Genomic DNA, 18,523 nt, shown 5'->3' with positions numbered 1-18,523 from the left:
TCAGCGATATCCGCCGGGCCCGACGACGTAACCGAAGGCGACTTCGAGTGCATCGAATCCACCGAGGTCGAAGTGGGTGTCGAGACGCTCGTCGAGGCCGTCACCGTGCCGCGGCAGCTCGGTCAATGGCGAGATCGGCGTGCCCGATGAGGCCCATCGTGTGCAGGGACGCGAGCGCGATCTCGATGATCCAGGCCGCAGTGTCCGGTGCCCATTGTGGGCAGCTTCCGGTGAGCGAGACAGGCTCCGTCCGGAGCGGGCCGAGAGTCAGGTCGAGCAGGTCCCAACTGTATTCCACGATGCGATCGAGCAGTTCGGACGCCATGCCGTCCGTAATGGGCCGGCCGTCGAGGGTGATCGTGAGCCGGATGCCTGCGCGAACCCCTGGGGGGGGCCAGGGCGAACCAGCGGGCCTCGCGTGCCCACTGGAATCCGTCGGCGAGGGCGAGGCCGAGCGGCGCATGGGTACGCAGCCCGGTGAAGTCCAGGTGCCCCACCCGGGCCAGTACATCGCAAAGGACCCGGGTCATGGGCAGAACCGGAAGCTGCTGTCCGGTCAGGCCGGTGGTCGGGTGGACCGTCAGCCGGGCGATCTGTCGCGGCCGCTCGTCCTGTGACCAGTCCTGCTCGGTGTCGACCAGGTCCCAGCGCGCTCCATCCAGCCGGGGCCGAGCGGTGGATTCGGGCAGGCTCCAGCCGTAGGCGGCGGCCCTCGTCACAGCGAGGCTGAAGACGTCCTTGTCGAGGTCGTGGTCGGCATATGCCTGGCCGAGCCACTCATGCAGCCTCAGCGTCCCGTGAACGGCGACGGCCATGGGCCAGGTCTCCCTCTCGTCGGCGATGCTGTCGCTCCCTCTCATGCTCTGCCTTCCCTGGGTGGTGTCAGCGTGCGCCGCAACGAAGGTTCTGGGGCGCGGTCACCAGCTTCTCCGCCGAGTCGATGACCCATTCGATATCGACGTCGACCCGACTGCGCCATGCCGTCAGCGTAGTTCCGACACAGGTGTAGCGGGCATGGGTCCGCCGGGCGCTGCCACCTCCTGGCTTGACCACCTTGGAGGGGCCGGTGACCACGGTGCGCCACCCGCCTCCCGTTCGAACTTGAAGCTCAACGGTAACTCGTGCCTTCTTTTGCTTGTGCTTAGACGGTGTCCTATGTGGGGGTGCTGGGTATCCCTGTTCAACATGGGCCAGGGAACGTGGAGTTGGATTGTTCCAGATGGGTTGTGGGAGATCGCGAAGCCCCTCGTCCCGCCGTCGAGGGTGCGGCCGCAGGGTGGCGGAACGCAGGACACGCCTGATGAGACGCTCTTTGCGGCGATCATCTACGTGCTGGTCAGCGGCTGTTCCTGGCGGGCCTTGCCACCGTGTTTCGGGGTTTCGAAGTCCACGGTGCACCGCCGCTTCATGATCTGGTCGAGAGCCGGCGTCTGGGGCCGACTTCACGAAGCGGTGCTGCACCGCCTCGACGACGCCAGCCTCATCGACGTCTCCCGTGTCGTGCTCGACTCCGCGCACGTGCGGGCAAAAAAGGGGGCGAACACACAGGTCCGAGCCCCGTGGACCGGGGCAAGCCGGGTTCCAAGATGCACGTCCTGTCGGACGCGAACGGACTGCCCCTGGTCGTCGGCATCTCCGCCGCGAACGTCCACGACAGCCTCGCCCTGAAGCCCATGATCGCCGGTCACCAAACGAGACACGACCCCTACCGAGGCCGCTACTTCAAGCCCCAGCGCCTGCACGCCGACAAAGCCTACGACGTACCCCACCTGCGGAAATGGTTATGGGGCAGGCACATCGGAGTCCGCATCGCCCGCAAGAGCATCGAGTCCAGCGAACGGTGAGGGCGCCGAAGGTGGGTGATCGAGCGGACCATGTCGTGGCTGACCGGCTACCGGCGGCTCAGCCCACGCTACGAACGCCAACCCGCCAACTACCTGGCCTTTCTCGGCCTCGCCGCAGCTCTCTGCTGCTACAAGCGGCTCCTCCGACTCACCACATAGGACACCGTCTTAGGGTTCTTCGTCTCCCACCAGCCATGGGCGGAAGCCGACGCGGGGGGCGTGCTGGAGAAATGCACCGGATCGCCGACCGTGTCGAAGTCCCTGGCGGCCGAGGCGAGCCTCTCGACGGGATCCGCCGACGGCCCAGGGGCCGCGTGTACGGGAACACCTACAACGCACGCAGCCGCAACGGTTACCGCTGTGAAGGGGATTCTGCCTCTCATGACGTCCTCAATGGGGAGGGGGCAGGCCCTTGCGCCGTCGCCGCCAGGGACTGAGATTCCCACGAGCAAGCCATCCCGCCATCCGGAGTCGGCCCGCACTAAGATCATTTCATCCGGATTTCCCGAGCTGCGTCCCTTGTGTGAGCCATGGTGTGATAGCGGCGAATTAGATCTCCCCGTTTGCGGCCAGTGGGTGGGGGACCAACTGGCCGCCAGTGGTCACACTGAGTTAGCGACATCGTGATTTTTACTGGTCAGTGGGGCTGGTGTGGTCTGTGAGCAGTGGACTCGTGCCGGTAAGAAGCTTGATCCTTGTGGGGAGATCGTCCGTCACCTGTGAACTTCGGTGGTGGCGAGGACGAGAAGAGCTCGCAGGGTGTACCGCAACTTCGGCAAGGATCTCCCGTCTGGAGGTGACTGGGCCTTCTTCGCGCGGAGTCTCCATGCCGCCACGGTGTACGAGCGAATGGTGCGCGCCCAGCAGCGGAAACGACGTGCCGTCAGTCGTCCGGTATGTTCCGTAGCCCGGTGTCCAGGGCTGGCTGGCGCATGTCGTGATCTTGCGTCAGCAGCACCGGCTGCCTGTCACCCGCAGGCGGGTGGGGGTGGTAGGCCCGCGCGTCCCCGCACCAGGCAATCGTGACCGGCTCCTCCGGCACGACGACGGCGAGGACCGCGACCACCCCGACCTCCGCGGCGTCCGGCCGCCGCGCCTCGACCGGCGCACACCGCGGACAACGCGCGCAGCGCCCCGTACGCCTCGCCGTGCCCGGTCCCGCCCTCCGTAAGGAAGCGGGCGTTCTCCCGCGTCCACTCCCGCACCAGCAGGGTGTCGCCGATCCCGTCCAGCAGGACAGCCTCTTCCTCCTCGTCCCGTCGGCCGCGCAGAGCGAACGGGTCGGTCTCCATCCTCTCCAGGAGAACCAGGGTCTCGTGCTGCCCGAGCCACGGTGTGCCGTGGCGAGCTGGAAGACACGGCATCACAGACCTGGCCCAGCTGTGGCCAATGCAGCCCCTGAGCATCCAGGCGCTCGATGGTCATTGCCACGGGACGTGCGACGTGCCCCAGCAGCGGTACGCACACCTGTGGCGGTCTTCACGTCTTTCCCGTGCCGTGCTGGCGGGCTACGGGTGCGCGGCCAGGTTGAGGGCGGCTTGGAGGTCGTCGGCGAGGGTGAAGTGGGGTGTGAGACCGGTGGTGTTGAGCCGGTTGCGGAGGGCGGAGTGGAGGGGGCCGGCCAGGATGAGGTGGGTGTCGGTGTATTGGTGGGTGCGGCGGGCGGTGAGGAGCCAGTGCAGGAAGGAGGCACCGGAGCACACCAGCGCGGACACGTCGATGATGACGGCGGGCAGCACCGTGCCGATCGTCGTCTTCAGGGCGGAGTTGAGGGCGTCTTCGTCGGCGTAGTGGGCGTGTCCCGCGATGCTGATCACCCAGCATCCGCTGCCCTGGCGTACGCGCGCGGTCACTGGAGGTTCCTCGAACATCGCAGCACTATGACTACTGCGACCGAGACCGCCCCTGCCCCTGACCGTTATCCGCAGGTGTGGACTGCGGCGGGTGAGCAGATTGCCGCATACCGGAGCGCTGGTGCACTGAGGGCAGGCCCGCGTGACAGCGGCGGCGTCGCGCAGTCGGGTGCTCAGTGGTCGGAGTAGCTGAAGTCGCCGACGGTCCAGGCACTGATGTCGTCGATTGCGACCCGGTACATTCCGCCGGTTTCCGGAATACCGGTCGTGCCCTGCAGGATGCGGGCGACGTGGAAGTGCAGATGGGCCGGCGGCCCGTCTTCCTTTACGGGGGTTTCGAAGACGGCGGCGAACGCGCCCAACTGGTCGGAGTCGGTGAGGACCTCCGCGACCCTGGCCCTCCAGACCGCTTCGGGGGCCAGGCGGCCGGTGATGACGGCACCTCCGGCAACCACGGTCAGGGACATCTGGTTGCTCTGCCCGGACTCCACCAGGGCCGCGATGTTCACGAGCAGCTCATCATGCTTCGGCATGAGGCAGATTGTATGCACGGGCCGGACCGTTGGTCACAGCACCGCCCCACCGGAGCAGCCCCCGTCCGGCCGCCAGCAGTTCTCACCACAGCCCCTTGATGACGGTGACTATCGCGTCGTCGTGGTGTTTGCCGACGCTGCGCAGCAGGTGCGCGGCGATGACGGTGGGGGAGTGGTCGAGCACTCCGGGAAGGGTGCGGGGGGCCACCGGGCGGAGAGGCCGTCTGAGTGCAGGACCAGCGCGCTGCCGGGCGGCAGCGGGTGGGTGAAGGTGCGCAGGAGGTACATCTCGCCTCCCGCGGTCCCGGGCATGGACACCAGGCCGGTCTTGGAGGTGCCCGTGATGATTGCGGCGCTGTTGTTGCCGACCCCGCAGAACGACACCTCCCCGACGGCGGGCTCGATGTGCGCCACGGCAACCGCTGCACCCCGCGTGCTGCCCAGTTCCCGATGGATCTCCTGGACGATGTCTTCGGGGGGTGCGGCCCGTGCCCGTGTGGAAGGCGTGGACGGCGGCCTGGGCCGCGGTGCGTGCCAAGGCGCCGTGGCCGAGGCCGTCGCACAGCATCACCAGCAACGCCCGGTCCCCACTTGCCGGGAGCCCGGTCGGCTGGGTACGGGGTGCGATGCCGTCCCAGCGGGCGGCCCACCCGTCTCCGCACTCGTGCTCTCCGCTGACGGGCCGGGTCATTCCGCCGGCCGTCTGCGTGGCCGTTCCGTCTGGCGGTGCGGGCCGGCCGGGGACGGTGCGGGGCCAGAACCGGGCCGGCAGCACCGTCCCCTGTCCCGGCAGGGAGTGGAGGTCGAAGGTGTCGGCGAGCCGGGCGATCATTCCCAGACCGATGCCCAGGGTTCCGGCGGTGGAGCGGCCGTCGCGCAGCGAGGCGGCGGTGTCCGTGACGCCCGACCCGCGGGCCACGGCGAGGAACTCGACACCGGCATGCTCGGCGGTCCGCACAACGCGTAGCAGGACTGCCCCGTCGACGGCGTGCTTCTTCAGGTTCGAGGTGGCTTCGGCAAGCGCCACGCGGACCTCACCGCTGCGGTGCTCACTCAGCCCGACCCGCCGGGAGGCCACCCCGTGGGCGGCCGTCAGGTCGTCACGGAACCACGCCACGTCCTCGTACGCCAGGAGTATCCCGCTCACCGTATGCCCCCGGCGGCGCATGGCCTGTCGACGGGTGTCTTCCGCTGGGCAGGGCAGGGTCCATGCCATTCTCCGGGAGGTGCGCACGGGCGGGAGAGCTCTCCGTACTGGTGGGGGACAGTGTGCCCCCGAACAGCGTCTTCACCGCCACGGGGTGCCCCGTGATGCGGTTGCCTGACACCGCATCACCCTCGGAGGAGAGCGCAGGTTGTCTCACTCTCGGAAAAACGAAAATCTCCACTGGCCGCGGTAGACATTGTGTGGTGAGTGTGGTTATGGTTTCTCTCGTAGCCCAGAGAGACAGCAGGGCCTGGCAGGAACGAACTGCCGGGCATCAGTACCGCAGTTGCAAGGCGGTGCGGTGGTGGAGTTCCGAAGCCGGTCAGTGGCAGATGGCGACGGAACTGACCATCGGACCGGGTGGCCCGCAGTGATCAGGGGCCACCACCAGCAGTACCTGAAGATGCAGTACGCAGTACCTCGCAGTGCAGGTAGGTCAGCAGTACCTCGGTGAAGGCGTCGGCTGCGGGCGCGCGCACCGGGAGGTCCGGCAGTGGGGTTCTAAGCCAGAGCAGGCGCACGAAGGGCGACGGGGCTGGCTGCCGGAAGCGTGGCGCTTTTGCAGGTCACCACGCGGTGCTCTGCCAGGCCGCGAGCAGTACGCAGTACCAGTAGTTCAGTTGTGTGATCCCAGAGGGATGAACGGAGGAACACCAGCGCCATCAGGATCGCCCGGACGGAAATGCAGAATCCGGGTACCGCAGGACATCGCGTAAGTGAGGTGGTCTGAGGTCAAGCAACCGCGATCCCCGCACCCCCGACAGCACGGACGTCGGACGGACGGAAACAGAAGGCCGGCGCAGTACCAGGGTCGGCAGATGGTGTAGCAGTTCCTTCGGGGCCCGGTGCCACATGGTGCCGGGCCCCTCCAGCATGACCCCGCCAAGCTGCATGGAGAGGCGCCAGTGACAGCAGAGACGTCCTACAACAGAATCGATGACGACGATTACCCCGCCTACACCATGGGACGGGCCGCCGACATGATCGGCACCACCCAGAGCTTCCTCCGCGCCCTGGGCGACGCCCGCCTCATCACCCCGCTGCGCTCCGAGGGCGGCCACCGCCGCTACTCCCGCTACCAGCTGCGCATCGCCGCCCGCGCCCGTGAGCTCGTCGACCAGGGCACCCCCATCGACGCCGCCTGCCGCATCATCATCCTCGAAGACCAGCTCGAAGAAGCCCAGCGCATCAACGCCGAACACCGCCATGTTGCGGGAGCCGTGAATTCCCCGCCCGCAGCCTGAGGAACCGCCGGCACCAGAGCGCGGAGGCAACGAACCCAGCAGGAAACCAGCAGCGGAGCCGTGGCGGTAGCGCCGTCACACTCGAAGAACCCGCGCGGCCCTTGCCGCGTCACAGACGTCCCAAAGCTCGCCGCGGGCAGGAGGCCCGGCCCCCAGCGGGGAACGCCGTGACGGACAGGGCGACCGCTATGGACGATCACTCGGGCCCACGGGGCGTGTCACCGGCACTGCTCGGCATCGGCGGCGACTGGCTGCCTGTCACCACCGGCGAGTCAGGGGCCCACGTCTTTCGCAGTGCGGACGCCCGTCGGTATGCGAAGTGCATGCCCGCTGTAGATGCGGCGAACCTGGCGGCAGAGCATGACCGGATCGAGTGGCTGAGCGCCCAGGAAGTACCGGGACCGGCCGCCCTCGACTGGTACGACACTGATGCGGGAGCCTGTCTGGTGACCAGTGCTGTCCCTGGCATTCCTGCTGGTCAAGTGTCGGCCGAGGATCTGCGGCGCTCTTGGGACAGTGTCGCGGATGCGATTCGTCGACTGCACGAGGTACCCGTGTCACAGTGCCCGTTCCACCGGAGCCTGGACACCATGGTCACCCTGGCACGCGACGTCGTCGTACGTGACGCCGTGAACCCGCAGTTCCTCCCCACCGACCAGCAGCACACACCTCCCAGCGACCTACTGGCCCGCCTGGACCAGCAGGTCCCCATACGGCGCGGTGGCCCACCTCGTGGCCGGTGGTGGTGTTGAGGGCCCAGCCGCCCAGCCGCCCAGCCGCCCAGCCGCCCAGCCGCGCGGCGTGCCGCTGCTCAAGGTCCCGCAGCTGACGCGTGATTTCCTTCTCACCACGCGAGGTGGACCCCTGGGCGCTCGCGGACACGGCCGTGGCCAGGACCACGCCGGTTCCGAGGGGGAGCATCCCGCGTCGGGACAGGGGGCTCGCGCGTTCTCCGAGATCACCGTCTTCTCCTCCGGCAGAACGGGCTGACAACGACCAGGGGTGCGGATCCGGATCATTTGGTTCCGCGCGATGCGCCCGCCCCCTCGGCCTATGCGGTGCGCCTGCCTCGCCGGGCCCACGAGCTCCGAGCCCGTGTCACACAACGCCGCCCGTAACCGATGACGTCGCACGTGTCGGATGCGGGCCTGCACCCGTCCGTCGGGCCGCGGCCTCAGGGTGACGGGGACGCCAGGGAAACGGAGACCACCGTCGGCACCGCCCCGCCCGCCGCACGCAGCCCCTCGGTGACGGCTTCCAGCAACCACACGGCGAGGTCGGGCGTCCACTCCCGCGTACGACAGTCCAGACGCATCACCTCGCGCATGCCCGTCGTGTGCAGTACCCCGTCGAGGTCCAGGGCAAGCCCGGCCCCGGGCCCCTCGGTCGCGGAGGCCGCCTTCGTCCCCGGCGTCGTGCAGGTCACCGCCCCCTGCGCCAGGTCCCCGAGTCCGGCGCAGACCGCGGCCGCCTCCTGCTCAACCGTCGCTCCCCGGCCGCCGTCCCCGCCGGGCACCCGAAACACGGTCACTGCCACGTCGTACGCGGAATCCGGATCCGCCAGACCGAACCACGGGGCCAACTCGCCCTGGAAGAAGGCCGTGTCGTACTGCGCCGCCTGCAACGGCAGCAGTGCGTGCAGCCCGGTGAACGACACCTCGCCCACTCGCTCCAGCACCTCGGTCAGTACCAGCGTCATCGGCCGGACAGGCAGCCGCACTGAGGAACCCGGGGTCTGCGCAGCGTCGAGGAACCCCGCCTGGAGCCAGGCCAGTTGGCGCACCGCTCCGTCCTCGGTCCAGTCGCCGCCGACCTCCTCGTGCGCCCAGGCAGTGGGCTCGTGCCGGGCGGTGGTCCGTCCGTCCTCGTGCAGCCATCGGCTCAGCGTCTGCCAGCCGTAGGCCCCGGCCCGGTCGATCACGAGGCCGAGGACGTCCTCCTCGAGGGAGGAATCGGGATCGGTCCCGTCCGAGATTCCTTCCAGTACCCGGTCGAACCACGGATGCCGTACGAGACGTCCGTGCAGGCCGACGATCACGGTGGGTGGGATCACAGGCGCTCCTGGAAAGCGGGCGGCGCCGGAGATTTCCCCTCTCCGGCGCCGCTGTCAGCTCGTGTTCACTCGTTCACAGTCCCGAATCAGACGCCACAGTACAGCGACTTGGTGTCGGTGATCTTCCTGTTCGCGTCGTCCGGGTAGCCGATGAGGTCGACATCGACGATGCTGCGGAAGGAGTGCTTCTGGATGAGGTTCGTGCACTTCCACTCGGCCTGGGAGCGCTTGGCGCTGCCGCCGCCGGAGTAGACGTTCTTGGACTTGACGTTCAGCGTCCGCCATCCGGTACCGGACTTGACCTGGAGCCACACCGTGACCTTGGCCTTGGTGGCCGGCCCGCTCAGCTTCTTCCACCAGCCGTGTGCGTTGATGGTCTTCTGCACGGTGTGGGAGAAGTGAACGTAGTCGCCGCCGGTGACGAACGCGCCCACTCCGGCGGCGGCACGCGCTTCCTCCTGGCCCAGGCTGTAGCTGTTCGCATCCTGCGGGATGTCGCGCTCGGCGGCCTGCGCCGGAACGGTCATGGCGACGGTCAGCAGGCCTGCCAGGGCGGCCGAGGCCACCCCTGTACGTATCCGCACGTGTATTTCTCCCCGATTGAGTTTCCTGGCGCCCGGACCGGGCGGAACCCGGCCCCGTGGCATCCGACTCCCTGACCCAACCATCATGACGATCTTCGGGCAACCCGGATTCCCTGTTGCTGCGTCCGGCAACTCGGTCCGTTCCGTGCCGCGTTCGGCATTTCTGGTGGGCCCGCCGCGGTGTGCTCACCGACGGAGACGACCTCGCCGATCCGGTCCGCCCCGCCCCGGCACCCGGCGGCGCGCGAACGGGGGGAGGCGTCCCGCGTGCTGCTTCTGGTGCCCTCCTGCACCCGCGTCGTGGGGCCCTCGCTGCGGGGAAGCGGTTACCGGGCGCTGGGCCTGGACACGTTCGACGTCATGAAACGGGCGGGCACCCGATCGGGCTGCTGCGCATCATCGCCAAAGCCCGCTGGCCGGATTCGACGTCCGTGTCGTCAACTCACCTTTCACCGTCACGCCCCTGCCAGGCGCGAGGATGTGGGAATTCCAGAAGGACCACGTGGTACGCCACTACGACAACGGCTGATCGCACGGGAAGGCGACCATGGCGACCAACAAGTGGGCCGCCGAGAACACCGAGCGCGTGCGCCCGGAGCTTCAGGTACGTGCCCACGGTGCCGGCAACGGGCATCCGGGTCCGGAGCGCCCTCAGGGCGGCCGGGTCCGGCTCACCCCCCGGCGGCACACGGAGCTCAGCATGTCCGCGGACGCGAGCACGGCGCCCCTGGCGATCAACGCACCGGCGGCGTCGACGGGCCGACTCGCCCCCGCCCGCCCGGTCACGACCAGCAGGGCGGTCGACAGCAGTGGCGCGACGTACGAGAGGGCCCCCAGCAGCCGGACGTCGCCTCGCTCGGTGCCGTGGTCCCGGACGCAGAGGACGCCACCGACCGGGCCGGGCCCCAGCGCGAGTACGGCCAGCCACTGCCGGCCGTCCTCCGGCGGCCACCCGGCGGCCCCGCCGTCCTCACGCTGCGCCGCACCCGCCCACTCTGCTGCCCGCCGTGTGTCCCTCGCCATGCCGCCCCTCGTGCTCGTGGACACGCCCGTGGACGCCGCGCTCGGGGCCTTCGCCACGGCCCTGGTCAGAGCCCGGACACCCCCGGGTGGTGGCTTGCGGGCTCTTTCGATCAAACGATCAAAAGAAATAAACCAGAACAGCACATTGACGCGCCGATCGACGGCATGAAACAAATCGCTGCACCACGCGCGGTTCCAGGTTTCACGACAGCTCCTTCCCCCGAGGTGTCCTCGCCCATGCTTCCTGCCGTCCCCGCTTCCCCCCTCTCCCGCCGCGGTCTGCTGCGCGCCGCAGCCGTCGGTGCCGCGGTCGCCGTTTCCGCGCCCGCCACGCATACGGCCGCCGCGGCCGGCGCCGACGACGCGATCGGCGCCCTGCTGCCCAAGTGGCGTGCCCTGATACTGGGTTCGGGTTTCGATCCGGCCGCCGAGCCCTTCGTCTCCCGGCTGGCCGCACTCGGCGACACCGCCCGTGCCCTGCGTGCCGCGATGGTCCGCCGGGACGGGTCCCTGTGGCCCGACCTGCCCTACGCCGACCCCGCCCCGGACACGGACCCGGAGTCGTACACCTACTCCGGAAACCTCCACCTCAGTTACGTCAGGCTGCGCACGCTGGCCGAGGCACACGCCCAGCCCGGCACCGGGCTCACCGGTGACGGCGTCCTGCGCGACGACATCCTGGCCGGTCTCGACCATCTGCACGCGCAGGCCTATCACGCGGGGCAGGCGCGGTACGGCAACTGGTACAGCTGGCAGATCGGCGCTCCGCAGGCGCTGCTCGACATCGACGTCCTGCTCCATGAGCACCTCGGTGCCGACCGCGTCGCACAGCACTGCGCCGCCGTCGACCACTTCGTGCCCGACAGCGCGGTCGCCCAGTACACCGGCACCTCCACCGGTGCCAACCGCGTGGACCTGTGCCGGGTGCTGGCCCTGCGGGGAGCCGTCGGCGCCTCGGCCGCGAAGCTCGCACTCGCGCGCGACGCGCTCTCCCCCGTCTTCCCGTACGTCACCAGTGGGGACGGGCTGTACGCCGACGGCAGTTTCATCCAGCACAGCCACATCCCGTACGCGGGCTCGTACGGGTCGGTGATGCTCGGCGGGCTCTCCCTGCTGTTCGCACTGCTCGAAGGGTCGGCATGGGAGGTGCGGGACGGCAACCGGCAGATCGTGTTCGACTCGGTGGAGAAGGCGTACGCGCCGTTCCTCTTCAACGGGCTGGCCATGGACGCCGTTTCGGGGCGGGCCGTGAGCCGTGGGGCGAAGGCGGCCGACAGCGGTGTCCGCCAGGACGACCAACTGCGGGGCCAGTCGATCCTCGCGGGCATCGCGCTGCTCGCGCAGAGCGCCTCCACCGCGGAGCGGGATCGCTGGTACGGCATGGTCAAGGGCTGGCTCGCCCGCCAGTACTACAGTCCCGCGCTCACGCGGCCCGGGCTGCCCGTAGCCGCGCTCGCGCGTCTTGCCGAAGTCGCCGGGAGCGACGCCGCGGCGACTGCGGAACCGGTCGGCCACCGGCTCTTCCCGGGCATGGACCGCGCCGTGCACCGGGGCGACGGATGGGCGGCCTGCCTCTCCATGGCCTCCCGCCGGATCTCGTACTACGAGAACGGCAACGGCGAGAACCTGCGTGGCTGGCACAGCGGTTCGGGAATGCTCTACTGGTGGGGGGACGACTTCGCCAACGGCCAGTACAGCGACGACTTCTGGGCGACCGTGGACCCCCATCGCCTGCCCGGCACCACCGCCTCCCGCAAGCCGCTCGCGGATGCGGAGGGAGGCGCCTGGGGGGCGGCCAGGCCGGACGTCCGCTGGGTCGGCGGGTCGACGGACGGCACGTACGCCTCCGTCGGGCAGTACCTCAAGGGGCTGTCCTCCACCCTGCTCGCCAAGAAGTCCTGGTTCCTGCTCGACGACACGGTCGTCTGCCTGGGGGCGGGCATCCACGCGCGTGACGGGCACGGCGTCGAGTCCGTCGTGGAGAACCGCAACCTGGGGGCCGGCGGGGTGCACGCGTTCACCGTCGACGGCCGGACGCAACCCGGCACGCTCGGCTGGAGCGCCTCTCTCGGCGGCGCACGGTGGGCGCACCTGGCCGGACACGCGGGATACGTCTTCCCGGGCGGCGCCCCCGTCTCGCTGAAGGCCCTGCGCCAGGCGCGCACGGGCGCGTGGTCGGACATCAACCGGGGCGCTTCCTCCGACCCCGTCACCCGCCGCTATCTCTCCCTCTGGTTCGACCACGGCCCGGACCCCACCTGGGACACGTACTCCTACCTGCTCATGCCCGGTGCCTCTGCGGCGCGGACAGCAGCTCGCTCGGCGGACCCCGACTGGCTCACCGTCCTCGCCAACACCGGCGACCAGCAGGGCGTGCGTGTGCCCTCGCGCGGCTTCACCGGGGTCAACTTCTGGAATCCGGGCAGCGTGGGAGACCTCACCGTCGGCACACCGGCCTCGGTGACGGTCCGCGAGGAGCCGCGGACGGCCACGGTGTGCGTCTCGGGCCCGCTGCGCGACGGCGCCGCCGTCGACCTCACATGGGACCGGCCGGTCTCCGCCGTCGTCTCCCTGGACCCGGCGGTGCAGGTGGTGTCGACGGGAGCCGCGCTCACGCTCCGGGTCTCCCCGGGCACGCGCGGCGCCGTGCACACCGCGGTGGTCCGGGTGGCCTGAGTGCGTACGGGGGCAGGAGCCCGCCCGGCAGGACGGGCCGGGTGAGGAGGTGTCCTGCGCAGGGCTGCCGGGCGTGGAGGAAGGGATGGGTTCGTTTGCGACTGCCCCGTCGGGTGATCCTTGGTCGGGCGCGCATGGTCGACGCGATCCGGTACCTCGCAGACAACGACGGGACTTTGGCCCCACCGACCGCTCGTCCATATCTTGGTCAGACAATCCATCATATGGACGCCTCGGCTGTGACGATCTTGATGCGGGCAGGATGCCTCGCATGACCAAGGAGATACGCAAGGCATACCTGCTGGGCGCCGAGCGGGCCGTGCACCTGCTGGCCACGGAAGAGGTGGCGCGCCGCTGGGACAAGGAGTCAGTGCTGCCGGGGATGACGGTTGGTGGACTGGCCGGTCACCTTGCGCGCAGCGTCCTGCAGGTCGAATGGTTTCTCGACGGCAAGACAGCGGGCACGGAGCCGGTATCGCCAGTGCGCTACTACGCGCGGCTCGTCGGCACGTCCATGCCGGGCTCCGCACTCAACGTCGGTGTGCGCGCGCGGAGCGAGGAGACGGCAGCCGTCGGCCCCGCCGCCGTGGCTGAGCAGGCGCGCGCTGCATGGCAAAGGCTGGCACAACGGCTGGACCAAGAGCCAGCCGATCGGCGAGTGGCCATCCTCCACCGGCCTGGAGAGGAAATGCTGCTCGATGGCTACCTCCAAACCCGATGCGTCGAATTGGCAGTGCACCTTGATGACCTGGTTCTCAGCGTGGGCGCTCACTGCCAGACGCCCGAAGCCACGCTCGCCGTCGCAGTCGATGTCCTTGTCGCAGCCGCCCGTGACCGGCACGGCGATCAGGCCGTACTGCATGCGCTCGCCAGGCGTGAACGTGACACCGACCAGGCTTTGCGCGTGCTGTGAGAAGCCGTATTCCTGTCGATCATGAGGGCGGTCCTGATCGAACAGGGCCCCTGGTCGGGTGATCTTGACGGGGTGGATGTATGAAGACGGGGCCCCTTGGCAGCTCGGGGTTGCGACGCCACTCGTGCACCATGGAGGCCCTGTGGTCCCAGTCTTGCGTGACGGTGCGGGTCCCGTCCAACTCCCGCGTGTCGGCGCGCGATTGCCTCGCGCATCGGTTCGGGAACGCTGCTGACCGTCCGGGCAGGGCGCGGTGGTATCCGTCGGACACGACGGATACCCAGTGGGCGGTGGTGCGGGACGCGCTGCCGGTTCCGGCGTGGGCCGCCGAACGGCGAGGCGTCCAGATCTACTGGGCCCGGCAGGTCCTGAGGTAGCTGAGGAATGATGCCTGGAGTCCGGTCACGTGCGTTTCGTGCATGAGCGCACTGGTGACGGATGCGTTGCGCGAGGTGAGGCGGTGCAGGAACGTGGCCGTGTTCGTCGCGAGATTCTGGTAGACCGCCATGTCCCCGAGGATCTCCCGTTCATTGAACGTCACGTGCAGCTTGGTGGCGGGCAGGTCGTCTCCCCTTGCCTCCAGACGAGCGAACACCTGGCTGTCCGGATGGACGATGCCCGGGCTGCCCGCGCCGATGCTGTCGAAGAAGGTGCTGCGGGTGAGCCAGGCGTAGAGACTGAAGAGTCCGCCATAGGAATAGCCGAAGAGGCCGTGACCGGACGGGGCGGTGCCGTAGTCGCGTTCGATCCGCGGGTGGAGTTCGTCGGTGAGGAAGTCCAGGAACACGTCCCCGCGGCTGTCGCGCAGTTCGGCGAGCTGGGAATCGGCTTGCTCGCGAGTCGTCGTGCCCCTCTCGACCCCCAGCTCCACCGCATCGACGTACTCCTTAGCGACGGGTTCGCCGGGGGGCACGAGGTCGCGGTTGCGCAGCCGGTCCCAGTGCTCCGCTTCTTCGCCCGCGTACCCCACGCTGACCTGGATGTAGGGCTGGATCGACTGCATCGGGTCCAGTTGCGTGACGATGAGCGGGGCGGTCATGCCCACGGCCCAGTTGCCGTCGAGCACGTACACGACGGGTGCCTTCGCCGTGGCCGGGTCGTAATGCGGTGGTGTGGTGACCCAGACGCCGTAGTCGTGCCCGCCGCCGGAGCGCATCTCGAAGTAGTCGGTGTGGGCGAGGCAGCCCTGCCACATGGTGCTCATCTGTGGTCCTTTGCGGTGTGGCCGGCCCGGGTGACGCGGACGGCATGGGTGACGAGGACGGCGTGGTTGACGCGGTGACGCGGACGGCTTGGGCGGGGGCGGAAACATCGTGCTGGAGACGCCAAGGGGGGCACGGACGCTTCGTGGAGGGGAGGGAGGTCGACGTCGCCGGCTCGGTGGGGACGTCGAGGCCGCGGGGACGACACCCCGCCCGCCGACGACCGCCGTGCCGACTGCCCGAACAGGCGCCGCGGTCGATCCTCCGGCGCTGCGAGCCGACTGCGACCATGTGCGCAGCGATACGGAACCACCCTTCCTTCTTTTCCAATGGATAAACTGTGGGGGTGATCCTGTCAACCTCGGAACGCAGGGGCAGCGCGCGCGAGCGACTCCTGGCACGGCTTCTCGACGCCTTCGGCGAGGCCCTGCCCCCGCCGGAGATGTCGCTCCGTGAGGTCGCCGCCCGGATCGAGAGCAGCCATGCCCTGTTGCGGTACCACTTCGGCTCGCTCTCGGGCGTCCTGGCCGCCCTGCTCAAGGCGCAGCGATCGCGCGACAACGAGGCACTTCTGGAGGCCGCCCGACAGGGCACTTTCGACGATGTGGTGCTGTCGATCTGGCGTACCTACACCCGGCCGGAGCAACTGTCGCGTGCCCGCGGCTTCTTCTACGTCGTCGGTCTTGCCGCGTACGGGCCCGAGGCATTCCGTGAGTTCGTGGAGTCGCTCGACGACCTGACCGCGGTGCTGTCCTCGCTCGCGGAACGCGAAGGGCTCGGCACGAAGGAAGCACGGGAGACGGCCGACGTCACCATTGCCGCGATTCGCGGCCTCCTCCTGCAGGAAGTGCTGACGCCCGGCACCTGCTCGCAGGACGCGGTCGCCTTGATCCTGCGCATGAGAAGGGGGCGATCCGATACGCGGTCACGTGGGGAGCGTTGAGCAGGTCCGTGGCCGCCCCGGGGCCGTGCGTGGCAGTGCGTGGCCGTGCGGCGGTCGATCACGGCTGCCGGCGACGGCAGATCGGTGTGCACCGAGCCGCTCACCGGCCTCCCCCGGAACGGCGGCCCGACCATCACCCCTCCGAATGTCGTGCCGCCGGTCATTGAACCGGGCTGCCCCGGGGCATGCTGGCGGGTGTGAGAGTGGTGATCATGACGGCTGGTTCGCGCGGGGACGTCGCTCCGTTCACCGGGCTGGGGGCCGGGCTGGTCCGTGCCGGGTACGAGGTGACGCTGGCGACCCACGGTCCGTTCGCGCCGCTCGTGGCGGGGTCCGGGGTGCGCTTCGCCGCCCTGCCCGGTGATCCCCGAGCGGTGATGCAGTCACTGGAGGGCCGTGGGCTGCACGAGAGCCGGTCCGGCGCCGGGAAGCTGCTGAAGGCGGCGGCTCTGGCCAGGGACGTGGCCACGGAGATGACGCCGCTGCTCGTGGACGCGGCACGCGACGCGGACGTCGTCCTGGCCGGTGGGGCGGTGGCGCCGCTGGGATACGCCATCGCGGAAGGGCTCTCCCGCCCCAGCATGGGGCTGTTCCTGCAACCCCTGCACGGGACACGGGAGTTCCCGCCGCCCATGCTCGCCGGCCACCGCTCCCTGGGGCCGGTGGGCAACCGGTGGAGCGGCAACGCCGTCGCCGCGGCCATCGACACCGTCTTCGCGCGGGCCGCGCGTACTCTCGCCCCCGAATTCGGCCTGCCGTCCACCCGCCTGGCAGCCGCCCGGCGGGCACGGGAGCGGCAGCGGTGGCCGGTGTGGCACGGCTTCAGCGAACGGGTGGTGCCCCGCCCCCGCGACTGGCGCCCCGGCCTGAACATCTGCGGCTACTGGTGGACCCACGACACCATCCGTCAACTTCCCCCGGAACTGGAGGACTTCCTCCAGGCCGGCCCGCCGCCCGCCTACGTGGGTCTGGGCAGTGCCACCGCGCCCGACCCGCGCAGGACCAGCGCCCACATCGTCGCCGCGCTCCGTGCCGCCGGGCTGCGGGGAGTCATCCAGCGCGGTTGGGCAGGGCTCGACGCCACCAAGGAAGATGTCGCCCAGGAGGACGCCACCAAGAAGGACGTCGCCCAGGAGGGCTTCGCCGGGGAGGACGTCGTCGCGGAGGACATGATCACTGTGGGGGACGTCCCGCACTCCGCCCTGTTCCCCCGCACCGCCGTTGTCGTCCACCACGCCGGCGCCGGCACCACCGGCTCCGCCCTGCGTGCGGGAGTGCCCTGCGTGCCCGTGCCCGTGCAGTTCGACGCGTTCTTCTGGGCCTCCCGCCTGGTCGGCCTCGGCACCGCCCCCGCGTCCGTTCCGCTGCGCCACCTGACCGCCGCGACCCTGGGCGACGCACTGCGCCGGGCCACCACCGACCCCGCATACCGTGCCCGCGCCCGGCACATCGCCGACCAGCTGGCACGCGAGGACGGCGTGGCCCCCGTTGCCTCCGCGCTGGAACGGATGAGGTGACCCCCGCCTCCCGGAACCGCCGGGGGCGCCGCTTCGTGCAGGCGGCAGGGGCGTTCCGGCCGTACGTCTGGACTGCTGGACCGGTCCGGCACGACGCCCCGCCCGGGGCGGCACCTCCGCTCACCCGGCGCGGTAGGGGTGCCGGTCGCGGAGAAGGTGCCCGCGGTGGTCGGATGCACCCGTGCCGCCGTCCGCGGACCGCTGCTGCCGGTGCGAATTCCGAAGCCTGGCCATCTCCGTCCGGATGAGAGGGAGTTGTGCGTAGAGCGCGTCGCCGGGGCAGTGCGTCTGATAGGTGTCGCGGTGGCCCGCCACGGTGGGGAGGGAGACGGCCTGACCGCGCGGGTACAGGCTGTCGTCGTTGGTCGAAACCATCCGTACCAGGCCCCGGGGGTCGACGGCCCTGTCGAGTTTCCACGCGCCCACCTTGGCGATCCCCTTGATCAGCGCATCGGACCCCGGCACGCCGGGGTGGAACGTGCCGAGGGCCGCGATCCCGACGCTGTGGGCGTTGAAACCGGTGGTGTGGGCGCCGAGCACGGAGCGGCCGATGCTGCCTGCTCTGCCCTCGTAGATGGTGCCGCAGCGGTCGACGACGAAGTTGTAGCCGATGTCGTCCCAGCCCTGGTCGCGGATGTGTGACTCCTCCATCGCCCGGAGCATCGCGGGGGTGTCGGCGCAGGAGTATCCGTTGGCGTGCCCGGTGTGATGGATGAAGACGGTCTGCACAGTCCCCGTCGTCGTCGCGACTTCCTTCACCAGGGCCTCGTCGGCATGCCATTCCGCGCGGCTGACGATCGCGGGCCGCTGAACTCCGGACAACGGCGCCGGCTGCGCAGCGAAGAGCCGTACCGGGGTGTCGCGGAACAACAGGAGAGCCAGCGGCACGGTGAGGGCGCACGCGGCTGTTCGACGAAGCCACATGGGACTC

At 69.7% G+C, this 18,523-nt stretch carries 14 protein-coding genes and 4 pseudogenes; 7 read left to right on the top strand and 11 right to left on the bottom strand.

The annotated features are described in order from the left end of the window. Both ACIP93_RS24915 and ACIP93_RS24910 read right to left on the bottom strand, forming a co-directional pair. Window positions 1–126 (bottom strand): hypothetical protein, encoded by a 126-nt coding sequence (locus ACIP93_RS24915; protein ID WP_345227122.1) that lies wholly within the window; start codon window positions 124–126, stop codon window positions 1–3. After that, complete coding sequence (locus ACIP93_RS24910; protein ID WP_401761818.1) at window positions 101–325, bottom strand: hypothetical protein; 225 nt, start codon at window positions 323–325, stop codon at window positions 101–103. The genes ACIP93_RS24915 and ACIP93_RS24910 overlap by 26 nt, the downstream gene beginning before the upstream one ends. A gap of 860 nt (window positions 326–1,185) precedes the next feature. Here ACIP93_RS24910 and ACIP93_RS24905 point away from each other — a divergent pair. After that, window positions 1,186–2,003: pseudogene (locus ACIP93_RS24905) on the top strand (IS5 family transposase). A 1,349-nt stretch (window positions 2,004–3,352) separates the two neighbouring features. Here the strand turns inward: ACIP93_RS24905 and ACIP93_RS24900 are convergent. The 4 genes and pseudogenes from ACIP93_RS24900 to ACIP93_RS24885 all read right to left on the bottom strand — a co-directional run. Next, on the bottom strand, window positions 3,353–3,697 hold the full coding sequence (locus ACIP93_RS24900) for an STAS domain-containing protein (RefSeq protein WP_401761816.1): 345 nt from the start codon (window positions 3,695–3,697) through the stop codon (window positions 3,353–3,355). A gap of 173 nt (window positions 3,698–3,870) precedes the next feature. Continuing rightward, window positions 3,871–4,230, bottom strand: coding sequence for a hypothetical protein (locus ACIP93_RS24895; protein WP_345227116.1), 360 nt, complete (start codon window positions 4,228–4,230; stop codon window positions 3,871–3,873). Between the two features lie 276 nt (window positions 4,231–4,506). Beyond that, window positions 4,507–4,674: pseudogene (locus ACIP93_RS24890) on the bottom strand (serine/threonine protein kinase); the annotation flags it as partial. A 337-nt stretch (window positions 4,675–5,011) separates the two neighbouring features. After that, window positions 5,012–5,398 (bottom strand): annotated as a pseudogene (locus tag ACIP93_RS24885) (ATP-binding protein); the annotation flags it as partial. Between the two features lie 944 nt (window positions 5,399–6,342). Here ACIP93_RS24885 and ACIP93_RS24880 point away from each other — a divergent pair. Further along, window positions 6,343–6,681: a MerR family transcriptional regulator gene (locus ACIP93_RS24880; protein WP_345227113.1), complete on the top strand. Its 339-nt coding sequence runs from the start codon at window positions 6,343–6,345 to the stop codon at window positions 6,679–6,681. A gap of 188 nt (window positions 6,682–6,869) precedes the next feature. Then, window positions 6,870–7,400: pseudogene (locus ACIP93_RS24875) on the top strand (phosphotransferase); the annotation flags it as partial. Between the two features lie 455 nt (window positions 7,401–7,855). On the opposite strand, the gene ACIP93_RS24870 reads toward ACIP93_RS24875, so the two are convergent. From ACIP93_RS24870 to ACIP93_RS24860, 3 genes are all read right to left on the bottom strand, one after another. Then, window positions 7,856–8,734 (bottom strand): hypothetical protein, encoded by an 879-nt coding sequence (locus ACIP93_RS24870; protein WP_401761813.1) that lies wholly within the window; start codon window positions 8,732–8,734, stop codon window positions 7,856–7,858. An 86-nt stretch (window positions 8,735–8,820) separates the two neighbouring features. Then, window positions 8,821–9,318 (bottom strand): hypothetical protein, encoded by a 498-nt coding sequence (locus ACIP93_RS24865; RefSeq protein WP_345227106.1) that lies wholly within the window; start codon window positions 9,316–9,318, stop codon window positions 8,821–8,823. 651 nt (window positions 9,319–9,969) lie between these two features. After that, a complete protein-coding gene (locus ACIP93_RS24860) occupies window positions 9,970–10,341 on the bottom strand; it encodes a hypothetical protein (protein WP_401761811.1) in 372 nt (123 codons plus the stop codon). Window positions 10,342–10,578: 237 nt separating this feature from the next. Here ACIP93_RS24860 and ACIP93_RS24855 point away from each other — a divergent pair, with 237 nt between their 5' ends. Continuing rightward, window positions 10,579–13,017: a polysaccharide lyase 8 family protein gene (locus tag ACIP93_RS24855; protein ID WP_401761809.1), complete on the top strand. Its 2,439-nt coding sequence runs from the start codon at window positions 10,579–10,581 to the stop codon at window positions 13,015–13,017. Between the two features lie 271 nt (window positions 13,018–13,288). Next, window positions 13,289–13,930 carry a maleylpyruvate isomerase N-terminal domain-containing protein gene (locus ACIP93_RS24850; RefSeq protein ID WP_401761807.1) on the top strand — a complete coding sequence of 214 codons (642 nt, stop codon included), beginning with the start codon at window positions 13,289–13,291 and terminating at the stop codon, window positions 13,928–13,930. 349 nt (window positions 13,931–14,279) lie between these two features. Here the strand turns inward: ACIP93_RS24850 and ACIP93_RS24845 are convergent, their stop codons facing one another. Continuing rightward, window positions 14,280–15,134, bottom strand: a complete 855-nt coding sequence (locus tag ACIP93_RS24845; RefSeq protein ID WP_401761805.1) for an alpha/beta hydrolase — start codon at window positions 15,132–15,134, stop codon at window positions 14,280–14,282. Between the two features lie 344 nt (window positions 15,135–15,478). Here ACIP93_RS24845 and ACIP93_RS24840 point away from each other — a divergent pair, with 344 nt between their 5' ends. Both ACIP93_RS24840 and ACIP93_RS24835 read left to right on the top strand, forming a co-directional pair. After that, complete coding sequence (locus tag ACIP93_RS24840; RefSeq protein ID WP_401761803.1) at window positions 15,479–16,075, top strand: TetR/AcrR family transcriptional regulator; 597 nt, start codon at window positions 15,479–15,481, stop codon at window positions 16,073–16,075. 212 nt (window positions 16,076–16,287) lie between these two features. Then, a complete protein-coding gene (locus tag ACIP93_RS24835; RefSeq protein WP_401761802.1) occupies window positions 16,288–17,592 on the top strand; it encodes a glycosyltransferase in 1,305 nt (434 codons plus the stop codon). A gap of 120 nt (window positions 17,593–17,712) precedes the next feature. Here ACIP93_RS24835 and ACIP93_RS24830 read toward each other — a convergent pair whose 3' ends face one another. Next, a complete protein-coding gene (locus ACIP93_RS24830) occupies window positions 17,713–18,516 on the bottom strand; it encodes an N-acetylmuramoyl-L-alanine amidase (protein WP_401761800.1) in 804 nt (267 codons plus the stop codon). Window positions 18,517–18,523 lie beyond the last annotated feature (7 nt).

Origin of the sequence: Streptomyces sp. NPDC088745 (assembly GCF_044751045.1) — a bacterium.
Taxonomy (GTDB): domain Bacteria; phylum Actinomycetota; class Actinomycetes; order Streptomycetales; family Streptomycetaceae; genus Streptomyces; species Streptomyces cremeus.
The sequence above is the reverse complement of the archived record's forward strand: the minus strand, read 5'-3'. Positions and strand labels throughout refer to the sequence as shown.

What these genes read in the sequence shown, in the direction of transcription:
- ACIP93_RS24835 (WP_401761802.1), top strand. Translation starts at nt 16,288, where the DNA reads ATGACGGCTGGTTCGCGCGGGGACGTCGCTCCGTTCACCGGGCTGGGG.
- ACIP93_RS24855 (WP_401761809.1), top strand. Translation starts at nt 10,579, where the DNA reads ATGCTTCCTGCCGTCCCCGCTTCCCCCCTCTCCCGCCGCGGTCTGCTG.
- ACIP93_RS24895 (WP_345227116.1), bottom strand. Translation starts at nt 4,230, where the DNA reads ATGCCGAAGCATGATGAGCTGCTCGTGAACATCGCGGCCCTGGTGGAG.
- ACIP93_RS24830 (WP_401761800.1), bottom strand. Translation starts at nt 18,516, where the DNA reads ATGTGGCTTCGTCGAACAGCCGCGTGCGCCCTCACCGTGCCGCTGGCT.
- ACIP93_RS24860 (WP_401761811.1), bottom strand. Translation starts at nt 10,341, where the DNA reads ATGGCGAGGGACACACGGCGGGCAGCAGAGTGGGCGGGTGCGGCGCAG.
- ACIP93_RS24910 (WP_401761818.1), bottom strand. Translation starts at nt 325, where the DNA reads ATGGCGTCCGAACTGCTCGATCGCATCGTGGAATACAGTTGGGACCTG.
- ACIP93_RS24845 (WP_401761805.1), bottom strand. Translation starts at nt 15,134, where the DNA reads ATGAGCACCATGTGGCAGGGCTGCCTCGCCCACACCGACTACTTCGAG.
- ACIP93_RS24850 (WP_401761807.1), top strand. Translation starts at nt 13,289, where the DNA reads ATGACCAAGGAGATACGCAAGGCATACCTGCTGGGCGCCGAGCGGGCC.